Here is an 18,908-nt window from a genome sequence, read left to right on the forward strand (position 1 = left end):
CGAGAGCCCCACCACCCGGACAGGACCCCACCCGGCCACGAGACCCACCCCCACCCGGGCATGAAACCGGGTTACGTGCGTTTGACCTCAATGCATGGGGGTCAAATGCACGTAACCCGGTTTCATGCGGAGTTGCGGGGGTCCGAGGGGCGGGGCGGGGCGGGGGCGGGGTCAGGCTGCGGCGGCGCTGTCGAGCAGCACCTGCTCGATCAGCTGGCGGGCCCACTGCAGCACCTCGGTGTCGCGCAGCGGGCGGCCGCCGACGGCGGCGGTGCGCGGGGCGGGCACCAGGATCTGGTGCATCGCCTCGCGGATGACCGTCCCCTTGTAGAGCCGCTGCAGCCGCAGCGCCTGGCTCTCGCGCAGGTCGACCGGGGAGAACCGCACGTTCTTGCCCTGCACCGCGATGTCGCTGATGCCGGCGCGGCGGGCCACCGTGCGCAGCCGCGCCACCTCGATGAGGTGCTGGGCCGGCTCCGGGGGCGTGCCGTAGCGGTCCTCCAGCTCCTCCACGATCGCGGCGAGCGCCGCCTCGTCCTCGACGGTCGCGAGCTTCTTGTACGCCTCCAGCCGCAGCCGCTCCCCGGCACGTAGTCGTGCGGCAGGTGGGCGTCGACCGGCAGCTCGATCTTCACCTCCGACGGCGGCTTCTCGGCCGTGCCGTCGGAGCGGAAGTCGGCGACCGCCTCGCCGACCATGCGGACGTACAGGTCGAAGCCGACGCCGGCGATGTGGCCGGACTGCTCACCGCCGAGCAGGTTGCCCGCGCCGCGGATCTCCAGGTCCTTCATCGCGACCTGCATGCCCGCGCCGAGGTCGGTGTGGCTGGCGATCGTCTCGAGCCGGTCGTGCGCGGTCTCGGTGAGCGGCTTGTCGGGCGGGAACAGGAAATAGGCGTACGCCCGCTCGCGGCCGCGCCCGACGCGTCCCCGCAGCTGGTGCAGCTGGGAGAGGCCGAGCACGTCGGAGCGCTCGACGATGAGGGTGTTGGCGTTGGAGATGTCCAGGCCGGTCTCGACGATCGTGGTGCAGACCAGCACGTCGGAGCGGCGCTCCCAGAAGTCGACGACGACCTCCTCGAGCCGCTGCTCGCTCATCTTCCCGTGCGCCGTGGTGATGCGGGCCTCGGGCACCAGCTCGCGCAGCCGGGCCGCGGCCTTCTCGATCGACTGCACCTTGTTGTGCACGAAGAAGACCTGTCCCTCGCGCATCAGCTCGCGCCGGATCGCCGCGGTGATCTGCTTCTCGTCGTATCCGCCGACGAAGGTCAGCACCGGGTGCCGCTCCTCGGGCGGCGTTGCGAGAGTAGACATCTCGCGGATGCCGGTGACCGCCATCTCGAGCGTGCGCGGGATCGGCGTGGCCGACATGGCGAGCACGTCGACGGCCGTGCGCAGCTGCTTGAGCTGCTCCTTGTGCTCGACGCCGAAGCGCTGCTCCTCGTCGACCACGACCAGGCCGAGGTCCTTGAACCTGATCTCGTTCGACAGCAGCCGGTGGGTGCCGATCACCAGGTCGACCGACCCGTCGGCCAGCCCCGCGATGACCTCGCGCGCCTCCTTGTCGGACTGGAAGCGCGACAGCGAGCGCACTGTCACCGGGAAGCCGGCGTAGCGCTCGGAGAAGGTCTGCTGGTGCTGCTTGACCAGCAGCGTCGTCGGCACGAGCACCGCGACCTGCTTGCCGTCCTGGATCGCCTTGAACGCCGCGCGCACCGCGATCTCGGTCTTGCCGTAACCCACGTCGCCGCAGATCAGCCGGTCCATCGGCACCGACTTCTCCATGTCGGCCTTGACCTCGTCGATGCTGGAGAGCTGGTCGGGCGTCTCGATGTAGGCGAAGGCGTCCTCCAGCTCGCGCTGCCACGGGCTGTCCGGCGCGAACGCGTGACCGGGCGAGGCCATCCGCGCGGAGTACAGCTGGATCAGCTGCCCCGCGATCTGGCGCACGTGCCGACGGGCGCGCGACTTGGTCTTCTGCCAGTCCGACCCGCCCAGCTTGTTGAGCGTGGGCAGCTCGCCACCGACGTACCGCGTGACCTGGTCGAGCTGGTCGGTCGGCACGAACAGCCGGTCGCCGGGCTGGCCGCGCTTGCTGCTGGCGTACTCGACCACGAGGTACTCGCGGGTCGCGCCGGCGACGGTGCGCTGCATCATCTCGACGAACTTGCCGACGCCGTGCTGCTCGTGCACCACGAAGTCGCCCTTGCGCAGCTGCAGCGGGTCGACCACGTTGCGCCGGCGCGAGGGCATCTTGCGCATGTCCTTGGTGCTGCCGCCGGTGGCGCCGGCCGCGCCCGTGAGGTCGGCCTCGGTGAGCACGACCAGGTCGCAGGTCGGCAGCGCGAAGCCGTGACCGAGCGAGCCGGTCGCGACCTCGACGGTGCGCGGCTGCAGGTCGGTGAGCTCGCGCACGGGAATGTCGTTGTCGCGCAACACTTCCGAGACCCGCTGCCCCAGCCCCGCCCCCTCGGTGACGACGAGCACGCGGCGGCCGGCCTCGACGAACGAGCGCAGGTCGGCGACGGCCTGCTCCGTGTTCCCCCTGTACGCCGGCACCTCCTCGGTCGGCACCGTCACCCGCTCCCCGGGCAGGGAGTCCTCGACGAACTCGGCGAGGTCCTCGTCGCTGGCGAACGACGACAGCGACCACCAGGGGCGCCCGGTCTCCAGCGCGTGCTCGCGCAGGTCGGCGAGACCCCAGTAGGACGCGGTGCCGAGCACCGACTCCAGGTCGACGGGCACGGCGTTGCCTGCGGCGGCGTTGGCCCACGACGCCTGCAGGAACTCCTCGCTGGTCGCGACCAGGTCGTGCGCGCGGGTGCGCACCCGCTCGGGGTCGGACAGCACCACGTGGGTGCCCTCGGGCAGCACGTCGAGCAGCGTCTCCATCCCGTCGGCGAGCAGCGCGGGCATGAGCGACTCCATGCCCTCGACCGCGATGCCCTCGGCGACCTTGTGCAGCAGGTCGGCCACGCCGGGCAGCTGCTCGGCGAGCTCGGCCGCGCGCAGGCGTACGTCGTCGGTGAGCAGCAGCTCGCGGCACGGCGGCGCCCACAGCCCGAGCTCCTCGGGGGCGCCGGCCTCGTCGGCGGCGATGGTGCGCTGGTCGGCGACCTTGAAGTGGCGCACCTCGTCGACCTCGTCGCCGAAGAACTCCACCCGCAGCGGGTGCTCCTCGGTGGGCGGGAAGACGTCGACGATGCCGCCGCGCACGGCGAACTCGCCGCGCCGCTCGACCATGTCGGTGCGGGTGTAGGCCGCGGCGGCGAGCGCCTCGACGACCTGCTCGAGCGGGCGCTCGTCGCCCACCTGCAGCGCGACCGGCTCGAGGTCGCCGAGGCCCTTGGCGATGGGCTGCATCAGCGCGCGCACCGACGCGACGACGACCTGCAGCGGGCCATGCTCGGGGTCGCCCTCGACGGGGTGCGCGAGGCGGCGCAGCACCCCGAGCCGGCGGCCGACGGTGTCGCTGCGCGGGCTCAGCCGCTCGTGCGGCAGCGTCTCCCAGCTGGGCATCTCGGCGACCGCGCCCGCGGGCAGGAAGGTGCGCAGCCCCGCCGCGAGGTCCTGCGCCTCGCGCCCGGTGGCGGTCACCGCGAGCACCGGCACCGGCCGCTCGGCGCCGGTGGCGATCAGCGTGGTGAGCGGCGCGCGGGCGCCCGGCGCCGCGGCGACGTCGACCACGGCGGAACGACCGACGTGCTCGAGCACCCGGCGCACGGCCGGGTCGGTGGCGAGGACGTCGAGCAGCGGGCGGAGGCTCACGGGGCTCCTTGAGCGGTGGGTGGGGCTGGCACGAGACAGCACGAAGGCCCCACGTCGCGCGCGGGACGGGTGGTCACGCGGAGCGGGTGGGGTGGGTGCTGCGCGCCCAGTCTACGCGCGGGCCAGCCGGCGCAGCTGCGGCAGCCGCTCGCGCAGCAGCGTCAGCGCCCGGCGCATCGGCTCCGGCTCGCCGGTCGTGCGGTGCAGCGCGATCATCCCGGGGTCGCCGGCCGCGACGGCCGCCAGCACGCCGCGGATCGCGAGCTCGACCCGGTCGACGGCCGCGTCGAGCAGCGCCTCGGCGTCGACCTCCTCCCCGCCGTACGCCCTCGCCAGCACCCCCAGCCGGCGCACCGTCCACTCGTCGGGCAGCCGGCGTACGAGCGGGGCGGCCTGCCAGGCCAGCCACCCCAGCTCGAGCCGCGGCGTCGTCGGGCCGGCGAGGTCCCAGTCGAAGACTCCGGCCAGCTCGTCGCCGTCGAAGCAGATGTTGTAGGGCGCGATGTCGTTGTGCCCCACCAGGATCGGGCTGTCCGCGCCGAAGAACCGCCACGGCCCGGGGTGGGTGAACCCGGCCACCGCCTCGTGCAGCTCGCGCGTCCAGCGAGCCACCGACACCAGCTGGGCGTCGGTGAGCAGCTCGGTCTCGACGTCGACGATGCGCCCGGGCAGGAAGTCGAGCACCTCGCGCCCCTGCTCGTCGAACCCGTGCACCCGCGGCACGCAGCGCAGCCCCTCGAGGTGCGCCAGCAGCGCGTGCACGGCGGGCGTCCACGGCCCGGTGGTGCGGCGCACGGTCCGACCCACCTTCCACGCACCGCCCACGTTGCCGCCGGGCAGCCGCACCTCACCGGGCACCTCACCGGGGACCTCGTCCGCGGCCCCGCCCGCGACCTCGCCCGCGGCCTCGCCCGGGGTCTGCGCGGGGGCCGGGCGGTCATCGGGCGTGGACGACGTTCTGCGCCGCGGTGAGCCCGTCGTGCACGACCCGCTCGACCGCGTCGACCGTGTCGGGCAGCACGAACTCGAGCTCCTTGCGCTCGGCGGCGGAGAAGTCCTTGAGCACGTAGTCGGCCGGGTCCATCCGGCCCGGCGGCCGGCCGATGCCGACGCGCACGCGCAGGTAGTCCTTGGTGCCGATCGACTTGCTGATCGAGCGCAGCCCGTTGTGCCCGCCCTCTCCCCCGCCGCGCTTGAGGCGCAGCGCGCCGAAGTCGATGTCGAGCTCGTCGTGCACGACCACGAGCCGCTCGGGCGTGACCTTGAAGAACTTCATCAGCGCCGACACCGGGCCGCCAGACTCGTTCATGTACGTCATCGGCACCGCGACCACCGCGCGCGGACCGGGCCGGCCGCCGGCGAGGGTGCCGATGCGCAGCTCGGCGGCGTGCGCGCGGGCCTTGTGCTGACGCAGCGGGGTGCCGGCGTCGGCCGCGAGCTGCTCGATCGCCATCGCGCCGACGTTGTGCCGGTTGCCGGCGTAGCGCGGACCCGGGTTGCCCAGCCCCACGACCAGCCAGGTGTCGCTGCCACTCGCCACGGGTTCGCTCACGGCGAGCCAGTATGCCCGGTGCGGCGAGGTGCGCCGCGCGAGGTCGTACGTCACAACCCCCGATATCGGGCTCACGTGCCGGATCCGTGGATGACGCGCGTGAGGCGCACCGGCCAGTCGCCGGTGCGCCTCACGTACGTCCTGCTGGAGAGGGTCAGCTCTCGTCGGAGTCGGACTCCTCGCCGTCGGAGTCGCCCTCGCCCTCGGACTCCTCGCCCTCGGCCTCCTCGCGCTCGGCGGCCTCCTCGTCGGACTCCTCGTGCTCGATGCCGGCCTCGGCCTCGGCCTCGGCGAGCTCGGCCTCCAGGGCCTCCTCGGAGATCTGCTGGGTGATGTTGACGATCAGCAGCTCCTCGTCGGCGAGCAGCGTGGTGCCCGCGGGCAGCTCGACCTCCTTGGCGAGGATCTGCGAGCCGGCCTCGAGGTCGTCCACGTGGACGGTGAACAGCTCGGGGATGTTCGTCGCCTCGGCCTCGACCTGCAGCGAGGCGTTCTCGAGCGTGACGACGGTCTCGGGAGCGGCCTCGCCCTCGATGTGCACCGGCACGTCGACGGTGACCTTCTCGCCGCGGCGCACGATGACCAGGTCGACGTGCTCGATGAACGGCTTGATCGGGTCGCGCTGGACGTCCTTGGCCAGGGCCAGCTGCTCCTTGCCCTCCAGGACGATGGTGAGCAGGGCGTTGACGTTCTTCAGCGCGAGCATCGTCGCGTGGCCGGGCAGGCTCACGTGGACGGGGGCCTCGCCGTGGCCGTAGAGGACGGCGGGGATCTTGTCGGCGCGGCGGATGCGGCGGGCGGCACCCTTGCCGAACTCGGTGCGGGTCTCCGCCTCGAGGCGGTTCTCGGTCTGGGCCATGTCGGTCGGCTCCTGGATCAATCGGATGGGTGGCCGGTTGATCGGATCGAACCGGCCTCGGGGGCGGCGGCCTCGACGCGGGACGCGTCACGCGGGTCGGATCACGCACGGACGCCCGGCGGACGTCGTGAGCACAACATCTGCAAGACCACCGCGTCGATCACGGACGCTCGTGGGGCGTCCCTCGCCGAGGCAACGCCGATGATCGTACGACCTCGCGCGGCGCGCCCCAAATCGCGCCGTCGGCCCGGGGCCGGGAGCAGACCGGCCGGCCAGGGCCGACCCTGACCGGACCGGTCGCCTCAGGCGCGCCCGCCGAACAGCGAGGTGACCGAGCCGTCCTCGAAGACCTCGCGGATCGCGGTCGACAGCAGCGGCGCGATGGGCAGCACGGTCAGCTTGTCGAAGTGCTTGTCCTGCGAGATCGGCAGGGTGTCCATGACGACGACCTCGCGGGCCACCGAGTCGCGCAGCCGCTGGGTCGCGGGGTCGGACAGGATCGGGTGGGTCGCGGCGATGACCACCGACGAGGCGCCGTCGCGCATCAGCGCCTCGGCCGCGTGGGTGATGGTGCCGCCGGAGTCGATCATGTCGTCGACGAGGATGCAGGTGCGGCCCTCGACCTGGCCGACCACGCGGTTGGCGCGGCTCTCGTTGGGCCGGTCGATGTCGCGGGTCTTGTGGATGAACGCCAGCGGCGCGCCGCCGAGGCGGGCGGCCCACTGCTCGGCGACCTTGATGCGCCCGGCGTCGGGCGAGACGACCACGAGGTCCTCCTCGCCGTACTTCTCGCGCACGTAGTCGGCGAGGATCGGCAGCGCCATGAGGTGGTCGACGGGGCCGTCGAAGAAGCCCTGGATCTGGTCGGTGTGCAGGTCGACGGCCATCAGCCGGTCGGCGCCGGCGGTCTTGAACAGGTCGGCGACCAGGCGGGCCGAGATGGGCTCGCGGCCGCGGTGCTTCTTGTCCTGCCGGGCGTAGCCGTAGAACGGCATGACCACCGTGATCCGCTTGGCCGAGGCGCGCTTGAGCGCGTCGACCATGATCAGGTGCTCCATGATCCACTCGTTGATCGGCGCCGTGTGGCTCTGGATGACGAACGCGTCGCAGCCGCGCACCGACTCCTCGAACCGCACGTAGATCTCGGAGTTGGCGAACGCCCGCGCCTCGGTCGGCACCAGCTGGGTGCCGAGCTCGGCGGCCACCTGCTCGGCGAGCTCGGGGTGGGCGCGGCCGGAGAAGACCATGAGGTTCTTCTCGGTGGTGCGCGTCATCGAGATGTTCATGCGCGTCCGCCTTCGTCGGTCTCGCTCGGATCCTGTTGCGCCAGAGCGGCTTCGGCCGCCTCGGCCTGCGCGGTGCCCGGACGCTTGTCGAGCGCCCAGCGCTCGATGTTGCGCTGCGGCGCGACCGAGATCGCCAGCGCCCCCGGCGGGACGTCCTTGCGGATGACCGCGCCGGCCCCGGACCCGGCGCCGTCGCCCACGGTGACTGGCGCGACGTACATGTTGTCGCTGCCCATGCGCACGTTGTCGCCGATCGTCGTCTGGTGCTTGTTGACGCCGTCGTAGTTCACCGTGACGCTCGCGGCGCCGATGTTGGAGCCGCGGCCGATGGTCGCGTCGCCGATGTAGGACAGGTGCGGCACCTTCGAGCCCTCGCCGATGCGGGCGTTCTTGGTCTCGACGAACGTGCCGATCTTGCCCTTGCCGCCGAGCTCGGTGCCGGGGCGCAGGTAGGCCCACGGCCCCACGGTCGCGCCCGGACCGACCAGCGCCAGCTCGCCGTGGGTGCGCACGACGCTCGCGCCGTCCTGCACCTCGGTGTCCTTCAGCGTGGTGCTCGGGCCGATCTCGCAGCCGGCGCCGATGGTCGTGGCGCCGAGCAGCTGGGTGTCGGGGTGAACCACGGTGTCGCGGCCGATGCTCACATCGGTGTCGACCCAGGTGGTGGCCGGGTCGACCACGATGGCGCCGTTCTCGCGCATGAGCCGCTCGAGCGTACGGCGGTTGAGCTCGCGCCCGAGCCGGGCCAGCTGCACCTTGTCGTTGACGCCCTCGATCTCCCACGGGTCGTCGACCAGGTGCGCGGCCACCTTGCCGCCGGCGGCGCGGGCGATGGCGGGCACGTCGGTGAGGTACTTCTCGCCCTGGGCGTTCTCGCTGGTGACCTGCGCCAGGCTCGCGCGCAGCACGGACACGTCGAAGGCGTAGATGCCCGAGTTGATCTCGTTGATCTCCAGCGCGCGGCCGCGCACCTCGTCGCCGCTCTCGCGGGCGGCCAGGGCGTCCTTGTGCTCGATGATCTCGGCGAGGCTGCCGTCGGGGGCGCGCAGCACCCGGCCGTAACCGGTCGCGTCGATGACCTCCGCGGTGAGCACGGTGACGGCGTTGCCGGCGGCCTCGTGCTCGGCGGTCAGCTGGAGCAGCGTCGCGGCGGTGAGCAGCGGGGTGTCGCCGTACGTCACCAGCACCGTCCCCTGCAGGTCGCCCGGGAGCAGCTCGAGTCCGCACTCGGCCGCGCGGCCGGTGCCCTTGACGTCGTCCTGGTCGGCGATGGCGGCGCGCTCGGCCGCGACGGCGATGGCCTCGGCGACCGCGTCACGCTGGGCGCGGACCACCCCGACGAGGTGCTCGGCGCCGGTGGCGTCGGCCGCCCGCATCGCGTGCCCCACCAGCGGGTGACCGCCGATGGTGTGCAGCATCTTGTTGAGGTCTGACTTCATCCGGGTGCCGTCGCCGGCGGCCAGGACGATGACGGCAGCAGGGCGCACAGTGCTCACGGTGGGGATGCTCCCAGGGGGTTGGGGCGGTGGGTCGGGCACAGGCTACCGGTCGGTCGAAGGTGCCCCGTTCCACCTGGGGTGCGCGCCCGCGCGTGGGAGCCTGGTCGGGCCGAGCCGCACCGGGTCGGGAGGGGAGCGCGCACATGCCCGAGTTCACGTGGCGCCCGGCCAACGAGGCGTCCACCGACGACGTCGAGGCGATCTTCGGCGCGGGCGGCGCCCGCAGGTGCCGCTGCCAGGCCCTGAAGGTGCCGGGCTGGATCTGGCGCGACAGCACCCAGGAGGAGCGCGAGGCGGCGCTGCTGGAGCAGACCGCGTGCGGCACCGACGGGCCGACCTCCGGGCTCGTGGGTTACGTCGACGGCGAGGCGGCCGGGTGGGTCGCCGTCGAGCCGCGGGAGAACTACCCCCGGATCTGGAGCCGCCGGCAGCCGTGGATGCGGATGGACCCCGAGATGGAGGGCGTCTGGTCGGTCACCTGCTTCGTCGTGGCGAGGGGCCATCGCCGGTCCGGGCTGACGTACGAGCTGGCCGCCGCCACCGTGGAGTACGGCCAGCAGGTCGGCGCCCGGGTGCTCGAGGGCTATCCGATGGACCCGCCGCCGGGCAAGACGGTGATCTGGGACGAGGCGTCGGTCGGTCTGCTGCACGTCTTCGTGGAGGCGGGGTACGCCGTCGTCGCCTCCCCCACGCTGCGTCGCCGGGTGGTGCGGCACGGGCTGGGCGCGTGATGCTCCCCGGGAAGGAATCGAACCTTCGTCGCTAATCCTGATTCAAAGTCAGGCGGCCCCTACCAGCAGAGCAACCGGGGAACGGGCGGATCGGGCAGTTTCGGCCCGTGAGCCCGTACCAGGGTAGGACAGGGCCAGAATGGCCCGGTGAGCCAGACACCGAAGCCGAGAATGACCGGGGCCCAGCGGCGCGAGCAGCTGCTGCGCGTGGGCCGGAAGGTCTTTGCCGACAAGGGCGTCGGCAACGCGACCGTCGAAGAGATCGCCTCGGTGGCGGGGGTGACCAAGCCGGTCGTCTACGAGCACTTCGGCGGCAAGGAAGGCCTGTACGCCGTCGTCGTCGACCGCGAGATGCAGACCCTCGTCGACACGATCGCGAGCGCGCTGCAGTCCGGCGAGGCCGGTCGCCCGCTGCTGGCCCGGGCCGCGCTGGCGGTGCTGACGTACGTCGAGGAGCAGCCCGACGGCTTCCGGGTGATGTCGCACGACTCGCCGCACTGGCACGGCACCGGGCGGCTCGGCAGCCTGCTCGCCGACATCGGTGACCGCGTGGAGGCGGTGCTGGCCGGCGGCTTCGAGGAGGCGGGCATCGACCCGAAGTTCGCGCCGATCTACTCCCAGATGCTCGTCGGGATGATCGCCTACACCGGCGACTGGTGGCTGGAGCACGAGAACGCCCTCACCAAGGAGGAGCTCGCCGCGCACATGACCAACTTCGCCTGGAACGGCATGAAGGGTCTGGAGGGCCGGCCCGAGCTGCGACTGGACTCGGTCAAGCCCGAGGAGACCATCTCGCCGAGCTGAGGCTCGGCCGGGCGGAGCCTGGGTCGGGCGCGAAGCCTCGGTCGAGCAGGCTCAGGCCTGCTGCAGCTCGATCCGGTTGCCGACCGGGTCGTCGGTGTGGAACCGGCGCACGCCCGGGATCTGCTCGTCCCAGCGCACCTCGCCGCCGACGGTCGCGACCCGCTCGGCCACCTCGGCGATGTCGTCGACCAGCAGGCACGGGTGCGCCTTGCGCGCGGGGCGGAAGTCGTCCTCGACGCCGCAGTGGATCTCGGCGTCGCCGGCGCGGAACCAGCAGCCGCCGCGCCCGGCGAGGGCCGGAGGCTTCTCGACCTCGTGCATCCCGAGCACCCCGGAGTAGAACTCCCGCAGCCGCTCCTCGCTGCCCGCGGGGCACGCCACCTGCACGTGGTGCAGTCCGACAACGCTCATCTCGCCTCTCCTGCCACTCGGCCCACCGCGAAGATACGCCGGAACGGGAAGGGCACGCCGTACGAACGCCGCGGGTAGGCCCGGCCCAGCGCCTCCCGCAGGTCGGCCAGCAACCGCTCCTGCCCCTCGGGGTCGAGCTGGTCGAGCAGCGGCCGCAGGGCGGTGCCCTTGACCCACTCCAGCACCGGCGCCTCCTGCTCACCCGGCGGGTCGAGCAGCTGGACGTACGTCGTCTCCCAGACATCGACGTACGGGCAGTGGGCGGCGAGCAGGTCGGCGTAGTCGGTCGGTTCGTCGACCGGGCTGGTCATCCGGTAGCTCGCGAGCAGCCGTTCGCCGTCGGGCTGGGCGGCCGCGACCTCGCGGATGATGCGGTGCGAGGGGGCGTCGAAGTTGCCGGGCACCTGCATCGCGAACCAGCCGCCGGGCGCGAGGCCGGCCAGCCACTCGGGGATCAGCTCGCGGTGCTCGGGCACCCACTGCAGCGTCGCGTTGCTGACGATCACGTCGGGCGCGCCGGCCTCGCCGACCTGCCATTCGGTGACGTCCTGCAGCTGCCAGGTCACCCGGTCGCGGTCGTCGAGGTTGCGGGCGCGCTCGAGCATCTGGGCCGAGGAGTCGACGCCGGTGACCGCCGCGCCGGGCCAGCGGTCGGCCAGGGCCAGGGTCAGCGGCCCGTTGCCGCAGCCGAGGTCGACCACGCGGGCCGGCCGGTCGGCGCCGACCCGGGCCAGCAGGTCGAAGAACGGGCGGGTGCGGTGGTCGGCGAATCGTTCGTACTGCTGCGGGTCCCAGCTCGGCACGGCGCTCTCCCGTCGTCGGATCTATCTTGACGTCAAGATATATCACGCCAGCCACGTCTCTTGACGTCAAGAAACTTGACGGATCTAGACTGACGCGCATGGCCACCCCGAAGCCGGACGAGGTCGACGCCATCGTCGAGGCCTGGCAGCGCGAGCGCACCGACCTGGACGTCGCGCCGCTGCAGGTGCTCTCCCGCGTGTCGCGCCTCGCGCGACAGCTCGACCGGGCGCGGGCCGGGGCGTTCGCCGAGCACGGCCTGGAGAGCTGGGAGTTCGACGTGCTGGCGGCGCTGCGCCGGGCCGGCAAGCCCTACGAGCTGTCCCCCGGCGCGCTGGTGCAGCAGACCCTGGTGACCAGCGGCACGATGACCAACCGGGTCGACCGGCTGGAGAAGCGCGGCTTCGTCGTGCGCCGGCGGGACACCGCCGACCGGCGCGGCGTGCTCGTGCGGCTCAGTCGCGAGGGGCGCGGCGTCGTCGACGCCGCCTTCGCCGACCTGCTGCAGCGCGAGCACGAGCTGCTCGAGGCGCTGCCCCAGCGCGACCGGGCCCGCACCGCCGACCTGCTGCGCCGGCTCCTGGCCGCGGTGGAGGGCGAGTAGGCGAGGAGGGCGTACGCCACAACCCCCGACATCGGCCGCACTGACCGCAGGTGCGACCCCGGGACGCAACAACCCCCGATATCGGCCGCACTGACGTACGCCGCGACCCCCGAGACGCAACAACCCCCGATATCGGCCGCACTGACGTACGCCCGCGACCCCCGAGACGCAACAACCCCGACATCGGCCGCACTGACGTACGCCATGGGCCGGCGAGCGTCGGAAGGGCCGATATCGGGGGTTGGGGACGGGGACTGCGGGCGACGCTCAGGCGTCGGCGGCGGTGAGCGCCTGGGCCTCGGCGGGCGAGTCGACCGGGTCGGCGCCGTGCTCGGGCAGCGCGTCGACGGCGGCCACGATGCTGCGACCGGAGAGCAGGACCAGGATCGCGACGACGACCGCCCCTGCGCCGACCCAGTAGGGCAGGTCGAACGAGCGCTCCCCCAGGCGGCCGGCGAGCCACGGCGCGACCGCACCGCCGGCGAACCGCACGAAGCTGTACGCCGCGGAGGCCACCCCGCGCTCGACCGGGGCCACCTTCATGACGGCCTCGGTGATCAGGGTGTTGTTGATGCCGAGGAAGCCGCCGGCGACGACGGTGCAGGCGATGAGCACCGCCTTGCTGTCGGTGAACGCCCCCATGACGGCCAGCACGATCGCGAAGCCGACCAGCGCGATGAGAATGCCGGGCAGCGTGCCGATGCGGCGCTGCAGGCGCGGCGCGACGACCACCGAGGTGAAGGCGAGCAGGATTCCCCAGCCGAAGAAGACGTACCCCACCTCGCGAGCGCCCAGGTCGAGCGGGAACGGGGTGAAGGCGAGCAGCGTGAAGAAGCCGAAGTTGTAGAACAGCGCGGTCAGGCCGACGGTGAGCAGGCCGCGGTGGCCGAGCGCCCGCAGCGGCGCCGAGATCGGGGTCTTGTGCCCGGTCGGCGGGGTGGCCGGCAGCGCGATCGCGGTGGCGACCAGGGCGATGACCATCAGGGCACTGACGCCGAAGAACGGGAAGCGCCAGGAGAGCTCGCCGAGCGCGCCGCCGAGCAGCGGGCCGGTCGCGATGCCGATGCCGAGCGCGGCCTCGTAGAGGATGATCGCCTGGCCGACCGAGCCCTGGGCGGCGCCGACGATGGCGGCCAGCGCGGTCGCGACGAACAGCGCGTTGCCGAGGCCCCACACGGCGCGGAAGGCGACGACGCCGCCGACGGAGTCCATGGTGCCGGCCAGCCCCGCGCCGACGATGATGATCACCAGGCCGGTGAGCAGCGTGCGCTTGGCGCCGATCCGGCTGGAGACCCAGCCCGTGACGAGCATCGCCAGACCCATGACCGCCATGTAGCTGGTGAACAGCAGCGAGACCTCCGAGGGGCCCGCCCCGAGCTCGTCGGCGATCGGCTTGAGGATGGGGTCGACCAGGCCGATGCCCATGAAGGCGATGACACAGGCGAACGCGACCGCCCAGACGGTCTTGGGTTGGCGCAGCACGAGGATGCGGTCCTTTCAGGTGTGACGGACGAGCGAGGGCTCGCCCTCCACCTTTACATAGACCACCTATCTAGTTCAACCGCGCGGGAGGCTCCCGTCCTTCACGAACGCCAGCACCTGCTTGCCGATCGGCGTCACGGGATCCTCGGGAGCGATGTCCTTGAGCAGGGTGACGCCGTGCATGCCGGCCGGGCCCTGGACGTACGCCTTCTGCCGGCTCGGCGAGGCCGCCACCGCCCGCTGGAGGGCGGCCGGGTCGGTGTCGGTGTCGCCGGGCGAGGCGACGACGAGCACGGGAATCCGCAGCTCCCGCAACGCTTTTGCCGTGTCGGGCACGCCGTTCCAGCTCGTGGGTCCGGACAGGTCGACCACCCGGTCGGCCTTGACCTCGGCGGCGGACCCGATCGCGATCGTGCCACCCATCGACGCGCCGACGAGGGTGATGCTGCGCGCGCCCTCCTGGCGCAACCGGTCGACGACGGCCCGCACCTGGGCCACCGGGTCGCGGGCGGCCTCGGAGCCGGGCGCGCACTGCGACCCGCCGTAACCGCACAGGTCGAACGCGACGAGCCGCACCCCTCCTTCGCGGCGGCCGCCATGAACGGCCAGAAGCCGCACAGCCCGTCGCCGTTGGTCTGGTGCAGCAGCAGCGCGACCCGATCTCCGCTGCCGGTCTGGGCTCCGATCAGCGAGCTGCCCGAGGGGCCGGGGAAGATCAGCGGCGTCGCCGGCGCGTCGGGGAGCCCGCAGCGCTCGACGATCGGGTTGCTCGCGGACGACTCGCTCGCCGCCGACGACGACGACGAGCCTGCCGCCCCCGACGAGCTCGTGACCACCGACGGGCTCGCGGCGCTGCCGGACGTGGGCGACGAGGCCTCCTGACCCCCGCCGCCGCACGCCGCCAGCAGCACCGCGACTGCACCGACCCACCACCCCTGACGTCCCCTCATATGTCGACTCTGACATATCGACTACGGTCGTGCCGTGCCTTCCGCGGAACCGTTGCCGGTCAGTGACCTGGGTGGGGCCCTGCTCGGCCTTCTCGCGCGCGGCCCGGGCACGGGGTATGACCTGACCCGGCAGATGCACCGCCCGGTCGGCTACTTCTGGAGCGCCCAGCACAGCCAGATCTACGGCGAGCTGACGCGGCTGGAGCAGGACGGGCTGATCCGCGGCCGCGACGTCGACGGCGCCGGCCCGCGGCAGTCGCGCAGGTGGTCGATCACCGGCGCCGGGCGACGCGCGCTGCACGCCTTCGTCACGACCCCGCCACCCGACCGGCCCACGCGCAGTCGCCTGGCCGTGCAGGCGTACTCGCTGTGGCTGGCCGACCCCGACGCCGCCCGCGCGATGGTCCAGCAGGTGCGCCGGCGCCACGTCGAGCTGCTCGCGGACTACGCCCGCGAGGACGCCGAGCTCGGCTCACCGGCCGTCGGCGACCCCGAGTTCGGCAACGCGGCGGCGCTGCGCATGGGCGTGCTCGGCGCCGAGGGCATGGTCGCGTGGTGCGACTGGGTGCTCGAGGCGCTCGAGCGCGGTTGATCCCGCCCGGCGCGCGGCGCGCGCGGCGCGAGGGGCCACGCGCCGCGGCCCTCGTCAGCCGAGCTTCTCGGCGGCCTCGAGCCAGGCGAGCTCGGCCGCCTCCTGCTCCTCCTGCACCCCACGCAGCTCGCGGTCTAGCTCGGCGGCGCGGGCGTGGTCGCTGGCCGCCTCGACCAGCTGGTCGTGCAGCTTCTGCTCCCGCTCGTGCAGCCGGTTGAGGGTGCGCTCGGCGCGCGCGAGGTCCTTGCGGGCCTGGCGCTCCTCGGCCGCGCTCAGCCCGCCCGACCCGGCGCCCGACGAGCCCGACGCCGCACCCGACGAGCCGCCCGCCGAGGAGCCGGTCGCCGAACTGCCTTGCGCCGCAGCGGTTCTCGAGGTTCGCTGCTGCTGGTCGTGGCGCAGCTGGAGGTACTGCTCCACACCACCGGGCAGCTCGCGGATGCGCCCGTCGCCGAGCAGCGCCACCTGCCGGTCGCACATCCGCTCCAGCAGGTATCGGTCGTGCGAGACCACCAGCAGCGTGCCGGCCCAGCCGTCGAGCACGTCCTCCATCGACGTCAGGGTCTCGATGTCGAGGTCGTTGGTCGGCTCACCCAGAAATTCGATGGCAGATCCCAAGGGAGCACCTGTCTGCCATGGAAACTCAATCACTCGCTCTGCCGGTCGCCTCGGAAGTCAGAGCACTCATCTACACACGTGCCTCGATGGATCGCCACTACCTCATGCGATCCACCACCGACCAGGAGACCGACTGCCGCGCCTGGTGCGAGCAGGAGAAGTGGACGGTCGCCAAGGTCATCACCGACGCCAACCGATCCGCGTCGCGCTGGCGCACCCGCGAGCGCGAAGGATTCGAGGAGGCTCTGGAACTGATCGCGTCGAAGGAGTACGACGCCTTCGTGACGTGGGAGCCCTCACGTGCCGGTCGTGAGCTCCTGGCCTATGTGCAGCTGCGCGCCGCCTGTCAGGAGGCCGGGGTGCTGTACCTGACGAAGGGTCGTGTCTACGACTTCGCCCGCCACGATGACAGCTTCATGATGGGCCTGGAGTTTCTGAGTGCGGAGAAGGACGCGGCGATCATCCGCGACCGGCAGTTGCGCACGGTGCGGCTGAACGCGCAGAAGGGCCGCCCGCACGGGCGGCTGCCGTTCGGGTACCGGAGGGTCTACGACGAGCATACCCGTGCGCTCGTTCGCCAGGAGGTAGACCCGGAGAAGGCGGCGATCATCGTCTCAGCGGTTGACGAGATTCTCGACGGCGGGTCGATCAACCAGATCGTGACGCGCCTCAATCGTCAGGGCGTGCCCACGCCGATGAAGGCGACCTCTGATCACTCGCGCGGCTGGACGACTGCCACGATCCGGCAGATCATCAAGAGCCCGACGATCGCGGGATTGCGGATGTACCAGGGCGAGGTGATCGGCGAGGCGGACTGGCCCGCGATCATTCCGGTCAAGAAGTGGGAGCAGGTCAACCATCTGCTCGATGACCGAGCCAGGCGCACCCGCTACGTTCCCGAGGACAACCCCAGCCATCCGCGCTGGCTGCTGACGTTCATAGCGAGGTGCGGGTACTGCCTCCATCCGCTGGTGCGGATTCACGGCACGAAGGTGCGCAAGCGCACCGGGCTGCGTTCTGACAACTACAGCTGCGGGCGCCCCGGCTGCCGCAAGGTCAGCATCGATATGCGCAACACCGACGTGTACGTCACCGGCGTGTTGCTGGGCTGGTTGTCGAAGCCGGAGAGCTTGGCGGTGATCATCGGCCCGGAGGACGATTGGAGCGAGCGGGTCCGGGAGGCTGAGGAGCAGGCCGCTGCGTTGCGTCAGCGACTGGACGAGGCGGCGAGCGAGTACGCCGAGGGCCGGATCAGCATGACGATGCTCACCAGCATCGAACGTCGACTGATTCCGCAGATCGAGCAGGCCGCGAAGGCTGCGGTTCCTCCCGTCGCTGACAAGCAGTTGCTCTCGTTCATCCAGGAGAGCGATCTGGAGGCGGCATGGGACCGTCTGGAGCTGGTCGAGAAGCGTCGGCTGCTGAAGATGCTGCTGGACATCCGTGTGGAGAAGGCGATCCAGATGGGGCCGTACTTCAACCCGGATCGGATCAAGATCACGCCTCGCTACTCGGTTCCCGAGACGTATCAGTGGAAGCGAGCAGAATCGTCCTGATCGCAGCGCCCTGCCGCTCGGTCGGAGGCAGGAACGACGCGCCGAGCTCTCGCCCCCGATCCTGGAGTCGCGAGAGCTCGGCGTTCTCTTTCTGCACTGCGGTGGTGGTGGTGGTCATGGCAGTTCTCCGGTTTCGGGGTCGGCGCCGGCGTAGAAGGCGTCTTCGGCGGCGCGGCGCTCGGCGACTCGTGCGGCGACGTAGTCCACGAAGTCGCGGTCGCGGTCGGCGACGAACACGTCCTCGATCGGGTCGGGCGGGTCCTCGCCGGGCCAGGCGGTCTGCCGGGTGGGCCGGTCGCGGTCCAGACGGGTGCCGGAGGCGGCGACCCATTCGCGCAGCCGGGCGCGGGCGTCGGCGAAGTCGCGATGCCACCCGAACGGGGCGGACCCGTCCTGCTCGGGGTGGTAGGCGCACAGCCAATGCAGATGGAGAGCAGACAGTTCCCAGACCAGTTCGTCGTGGCGGTGCCAGAACGGCGGGATCACGCTGGCGGGCAGCCCGTAGGTGCGGCGCAGCCTTTCGACCCACCGGTTCAGGGCGTACCACTCCTTTTCGAGCACGTCAGCGCGCAGCAGGTACCAGTTCACCGGTCCAGGCGGGCCGGCATCCTCCTCGCCCTCTTCGGTGTCGTACTCGTCGTAGTCCTCGTCCAGGTCGAAGTCGTCGCCGGGCAGGCCATCGGCCTGCGGCTCGGCGGGGCTGTTGTGGTCGGAGGTCAGGTCGCTCATGATCGCGGTCTCCTCGTCCTCACAGGCCCATCGCCGGCGGCTGCTGCACAGGACGCCGCGCCGACGCCTCGAAGGCAGACACCTGCTCCCGCGGCCCGGGCGGCGGCTGGGCCGGCCGCGACCGTGCCCCCTCCGGCTCCGGGGCCCGTTGGTGGGACGTGTCCCGTTCGGGGGTCTGCTGCCCGGCGGCGCGTTCGGCGACCTCGCGGCGGGGACTGCGGTCGACGTCGTAGCGGGTGTGGGCCATGTCGTGCCCGAGCCCGGTGGCGACGAACCGCTCCTTCATCTCGCCGGTGGACTTGCTGGTGTACTCCTCCATGCGACCCTCGGCGATGAAGTAGTCGCCACGGAGGAGATTCTTGTACGCGCGGACGGCAGCGCCCTTGTAGGCGACCAGATCGTGGTAGCTGTTCGGCAGCCGCGTGTAGGTGCCGTCGCTTTCGTAGTTCCAGTGCCGCTGCTCGACCTTCGCGTAGAACTTCGCCTTGCCCGTCGACGTGGTGTCCAGCGACGGGGTGGACACGATGCGTCCCTTGAAGGACTGGCGGACATCCGCCTCCGGCTCCGGGGCCTGCTCGGGGTGTGCTTCCTCGGCCATCGCTCTGCTCCTGTCTGCCTCATCGGGTCACCGAGGGCGGTGACCGTCGTGACAGGCAGGTGCACACCC

Annotated in this window: 18 protein-coding genes, 1 tRNA gene and 1 pseudogene; 6 read left to right on the top strand and 14 right to left on the bottom strand. The window is 71.9% G+C overall.

Translation table 11 applies throughout. The features are described from left to right. Window positions 1-171: 171 nt before the first annotated feature. From mfd to glmU, 6 genes and pseudogenes are all read right to left on the bottom strand, one after another. Window positions 172-3,767 (bottom strand): annotated as a pseudogene (mfd, locus tag QUE40_RS13945) (transcription-repair coupling factor). Between the two features lie 111 nt (window positions 3,768-3,878). Then, the gene (locus QUE40_RS13950; protein ID WP_289231350.1) at window positions 3,879-4,625 is read right to left on the bottom strand and encodes a phosphotransferase; all 747 of its coding nucleotides are present in this window, start codon (window positions 4,623-4,625) and stop codon (window positions 3,879-3,881) included. A 79-nt stretch (window positions 4,626-4,704) separates the two neighbouring features. Continuing rightward, window positions 4,705-5,319 carry an aminoacyl-tRNA hydrolase gene (gene pth / locus QUE40_RS13955; RefSeq protein ID WP_236022384.1) on the bottom strand — a complete coding sequence of 205 codons (615 nt, stop codon included), beginning with the start codon at window positions 5,317-5,319 and terminating at the stop codon, window positions 4,705-4,707. A 154-nt stretch (window positions 5,320-5,473) separates the two neighbouring features. Further along, window positions 5,474-6,178, bottom strand: coding sequence for a 50S ribosomal protein L25/general stress protein Ctc (locus QUE40_RS13960; protein ID WP_289231351.1), 705 nt, complete (start codon window positions 6,176-6,178; stop codon window positions 5,474-5,476). A 302-nt stretch (window positions 6,179-6,480) separates the two neighbouring features. Then, entirely contained in the window at window positions 6,481-7,464 is a 984-nt protein-coding gene (locus QUE40_RS13965; protein WP_289231352.1) for a ribose-phosphate diphosphokinase, read from the bottom strand. Beyond that, the gene (gene glmU / locus QUE40_RS13970) at window positions 7,461-8,960 is read right to left on the bottom strand and encodes a bifunctional UDP-N-acetylglucosamine diphosphorylase/glucosamine-1-phosphate N-acetyltransferase GlmU (RefSeq protein WP_142006425.1); all 1,500 of its coding nucleotides are present in this window, start codon (window positions 8,958-8,960) and stop codon (window positions 7,461-7,463) included. Before glmU ends, QUE40_RS13965 begins: the two co-directional genes overlap by 4 nt. A gap of 146 nt (window positions 8,961-9,106) precedes the next feature. Here glmU and QUE40_RS13975 point away from each other — a divergent pair, with 146 nt between their 5' ends. Further along, complete coding sequence (locus QUE40_RS13975; RefSeq protein WP_142006427.1) at window positions 9,107-9,694, top strand: GNAT family N-acetyltransferase; 588 nt, start codon at window positions 9,107-9,109, stop codon at window positions 9,692-9,694. 2 nt (window positions 9,695-9,696) lie between these two features. Here the strand turns inward: QUE40_RS13975 and QUE40_RS13980 are convergent. Continuing rightward, window positions 9,697-9,775, bottom strand: a tRNA-Gln gene (locus QUE40_RS13980). Window positions 9,776-9,865: 90 nt separating this feature from the next. Here QUE40_RS13980 and QUE40_RS13985 point away from each other — a divergent pair. Then, on the top strand, window positions 9,866-10,498 hold the full coding sequence (locus tag QUE40_RS13985; RefSeq protein WP_142007587.1) for a TetR/AcrR family transcriptional regulator: 633 nt from the start codon (window positions 9,866-9,868) through the stop codon (window positions 10,496-10,498). Window positions 10,499-10,549: 51 nt separating this feature from the next. On the opposite strand, the gene QUE40_RS13990 is transcribed toward QUE40_RS13985, so the two are convergent. Next, window positions 10,550-10,909, bottom strand: a complete 360-nt coding sequence (locus tag QUE40_RS13990) for a VOC family protein (protein WP_142006429.1) — start codon at window positions 10,907-10,909, stop codon at window positions 10,550-10,552. Further along, a complete protein-coding gene (locus tag QUE40_RS13995; protein WP_289231353.1) occupies window positions 10,906-11,712 on the bottom strand; it encodes a methyltransferase domain-containing protein in 807 nt (268 codons plus the stop codon). The genes QUE40_RS13990 and QUE40_RS13995 overlap by 4 nt, the downstream gene beginning before the upstream one ends. Window positions 11,713-11,810: 98 nt before the next feature. Between QUE40_RS13995 and QUE40_RS14000 the strand changes: the two genes are divergently transcribed. After that, window positions 11,811-12,314 (top strand): MarR family winged helix-turn-helix transcriptional regulator, encoded by a 504-nt coding sequence (locus QUE40_RS14000; protein WP_289231354.1) that lies wholly within the window; start codon window positions 11,811-11,813, stop codon window positions 12,312-12,314. A gap of 267 nt (window positions 12,315-12,581) precedes the next feature. On the opposite strand, the gene QUE40_RS14005 is transcribed toward QUE40_RS14000, so the two are convergent. Both QUE40_RS14005 and QUE40_RS14010 read right to left on the bottom strand, forming a co-directional pair. Next, complete coding sequence (locus QUE40_RS14005) at window positions 12,582-13,796, bottom strand: MFS transporter (protein ID WP_142006435.1); 1,215 nt, start codon at window positions 13,794-13,796, stop codon at window positions 12,582-12,584. Window positions 13,797-13,871: 75 nt separating this feature from the next. Next, on the bottom strand, window positions 13,872-14,372 hold the full coding sequence (locus tag QUE40_RS14010) for an alpha/beta hydrolase (protein WP_289231355.1): 501 nt from the start codon (window positions 14,370-14,372) through the stop codon (window positions 13,872-13,874). Between the two features lie 21 nt (window positions 14,373-14,393). Here QUE40_RS14010 and QUE40_RS14015 point away from each other — a divergent pair, with 21 nt between their 5' ends. Both QUE40_RS14015 and QUE40_RS14020 read left to right on the top strand, forming a co-directional pair. Continuing rightward, a complete protein-coding gene (locus QUE40_RS14015; protein WP_289231356.1) occupies window positions 14,394-14,678 on the top strand; it encodes a hypothetical protein in 285 nt (94 codons plus the stop codon). A 102-nt stretch (window positions 14,679-14,780) separates the two neighbouring features. Next, window positions 14,781-15,338: a PadR family transcriptional regulator gene (locus tag QUE40_RS14020; RefSeq protein ID WP_289231357.1), complete on the top strand. Its 558-nt coding sequence runs from the start codon at window positions 14,781-14,783 to the stop codon at window positions 15,336-15,338. A gap of 54 nt (window positions 15,339-15,392) precedes the next feature. On the opposite strand, the gene QUE40_RS14025 is transcribed toward QUE40_RS14020, so the two are convergent. Then, a complete protein-coding gene (locus QUE40_RS14025) occupies window positions 15,393-15,956 on the bottom strand; it encodes an ATP-binding cassette domain-containing protein (RefSeq protein WP_289231358.1) in 564 nt (187 codons plus the stop codon). 86 nt (window positions 15,957-16,042) lie between these two features. On the opposite strand from QUE40_RS14025, the gene QUE40_RS14030 reads away from it, so the two are divergent. Continuing rightward, window positions 16,043-17,512: a recombinase family protein gene (locus QUE40_RS14030; RefSeq protein WP_162228825.1), complete on the top strand. Its 1,470-nt coding sequence runs from the start codon at window positions 16,043-16,045 to the stop codon at window positions 17,510-17,512. Window positions 17,513-17,626: 114 nt separating this feature from the next. On the opposite strand, the gene QUE40_RS14035 is transcribed toward QUE40_RS14030, so the two are convergent. Together QUE40_RS14035 and QUE40_RS14040 are read right to left on the bottom strand one after the other, a co-directional pair. Then, a complete protein-coding gene (locus QUE40_RS14035; protein ID WP_162228824.1) occupies window positions 17,627-18,241 on the bottom strand; it encodes a hypothetical protein in 615 nt (204 codons plus the stop codon). 19 nt (window positions 18,242-18,260) lie between these two features. Further along, window positions 18,261-18,839, bottom strand: a complete 579-nt coding sequence (locus tag QUE40_RS14040; RefSeq protein WP_162228823.1) for a single-stranded DNA-binding protein — start codon at window positions 18,837-18,839, stop codon at window positions 18,261-18,263. Window positions 18,840-18,908: the final 69 nt, after the last annotated feature.

It is taken from the genome of Barrientosiimonas endolithica (assembly GCF_030296655.1).
GTDB classification, from domain to species: domain Bacteria; phylum Actinomycetota; class Actinomycetes; order Actinomycetales; family Dermatophilaceae; genus Barrientosiimonas; species Barrientosiimonas humi.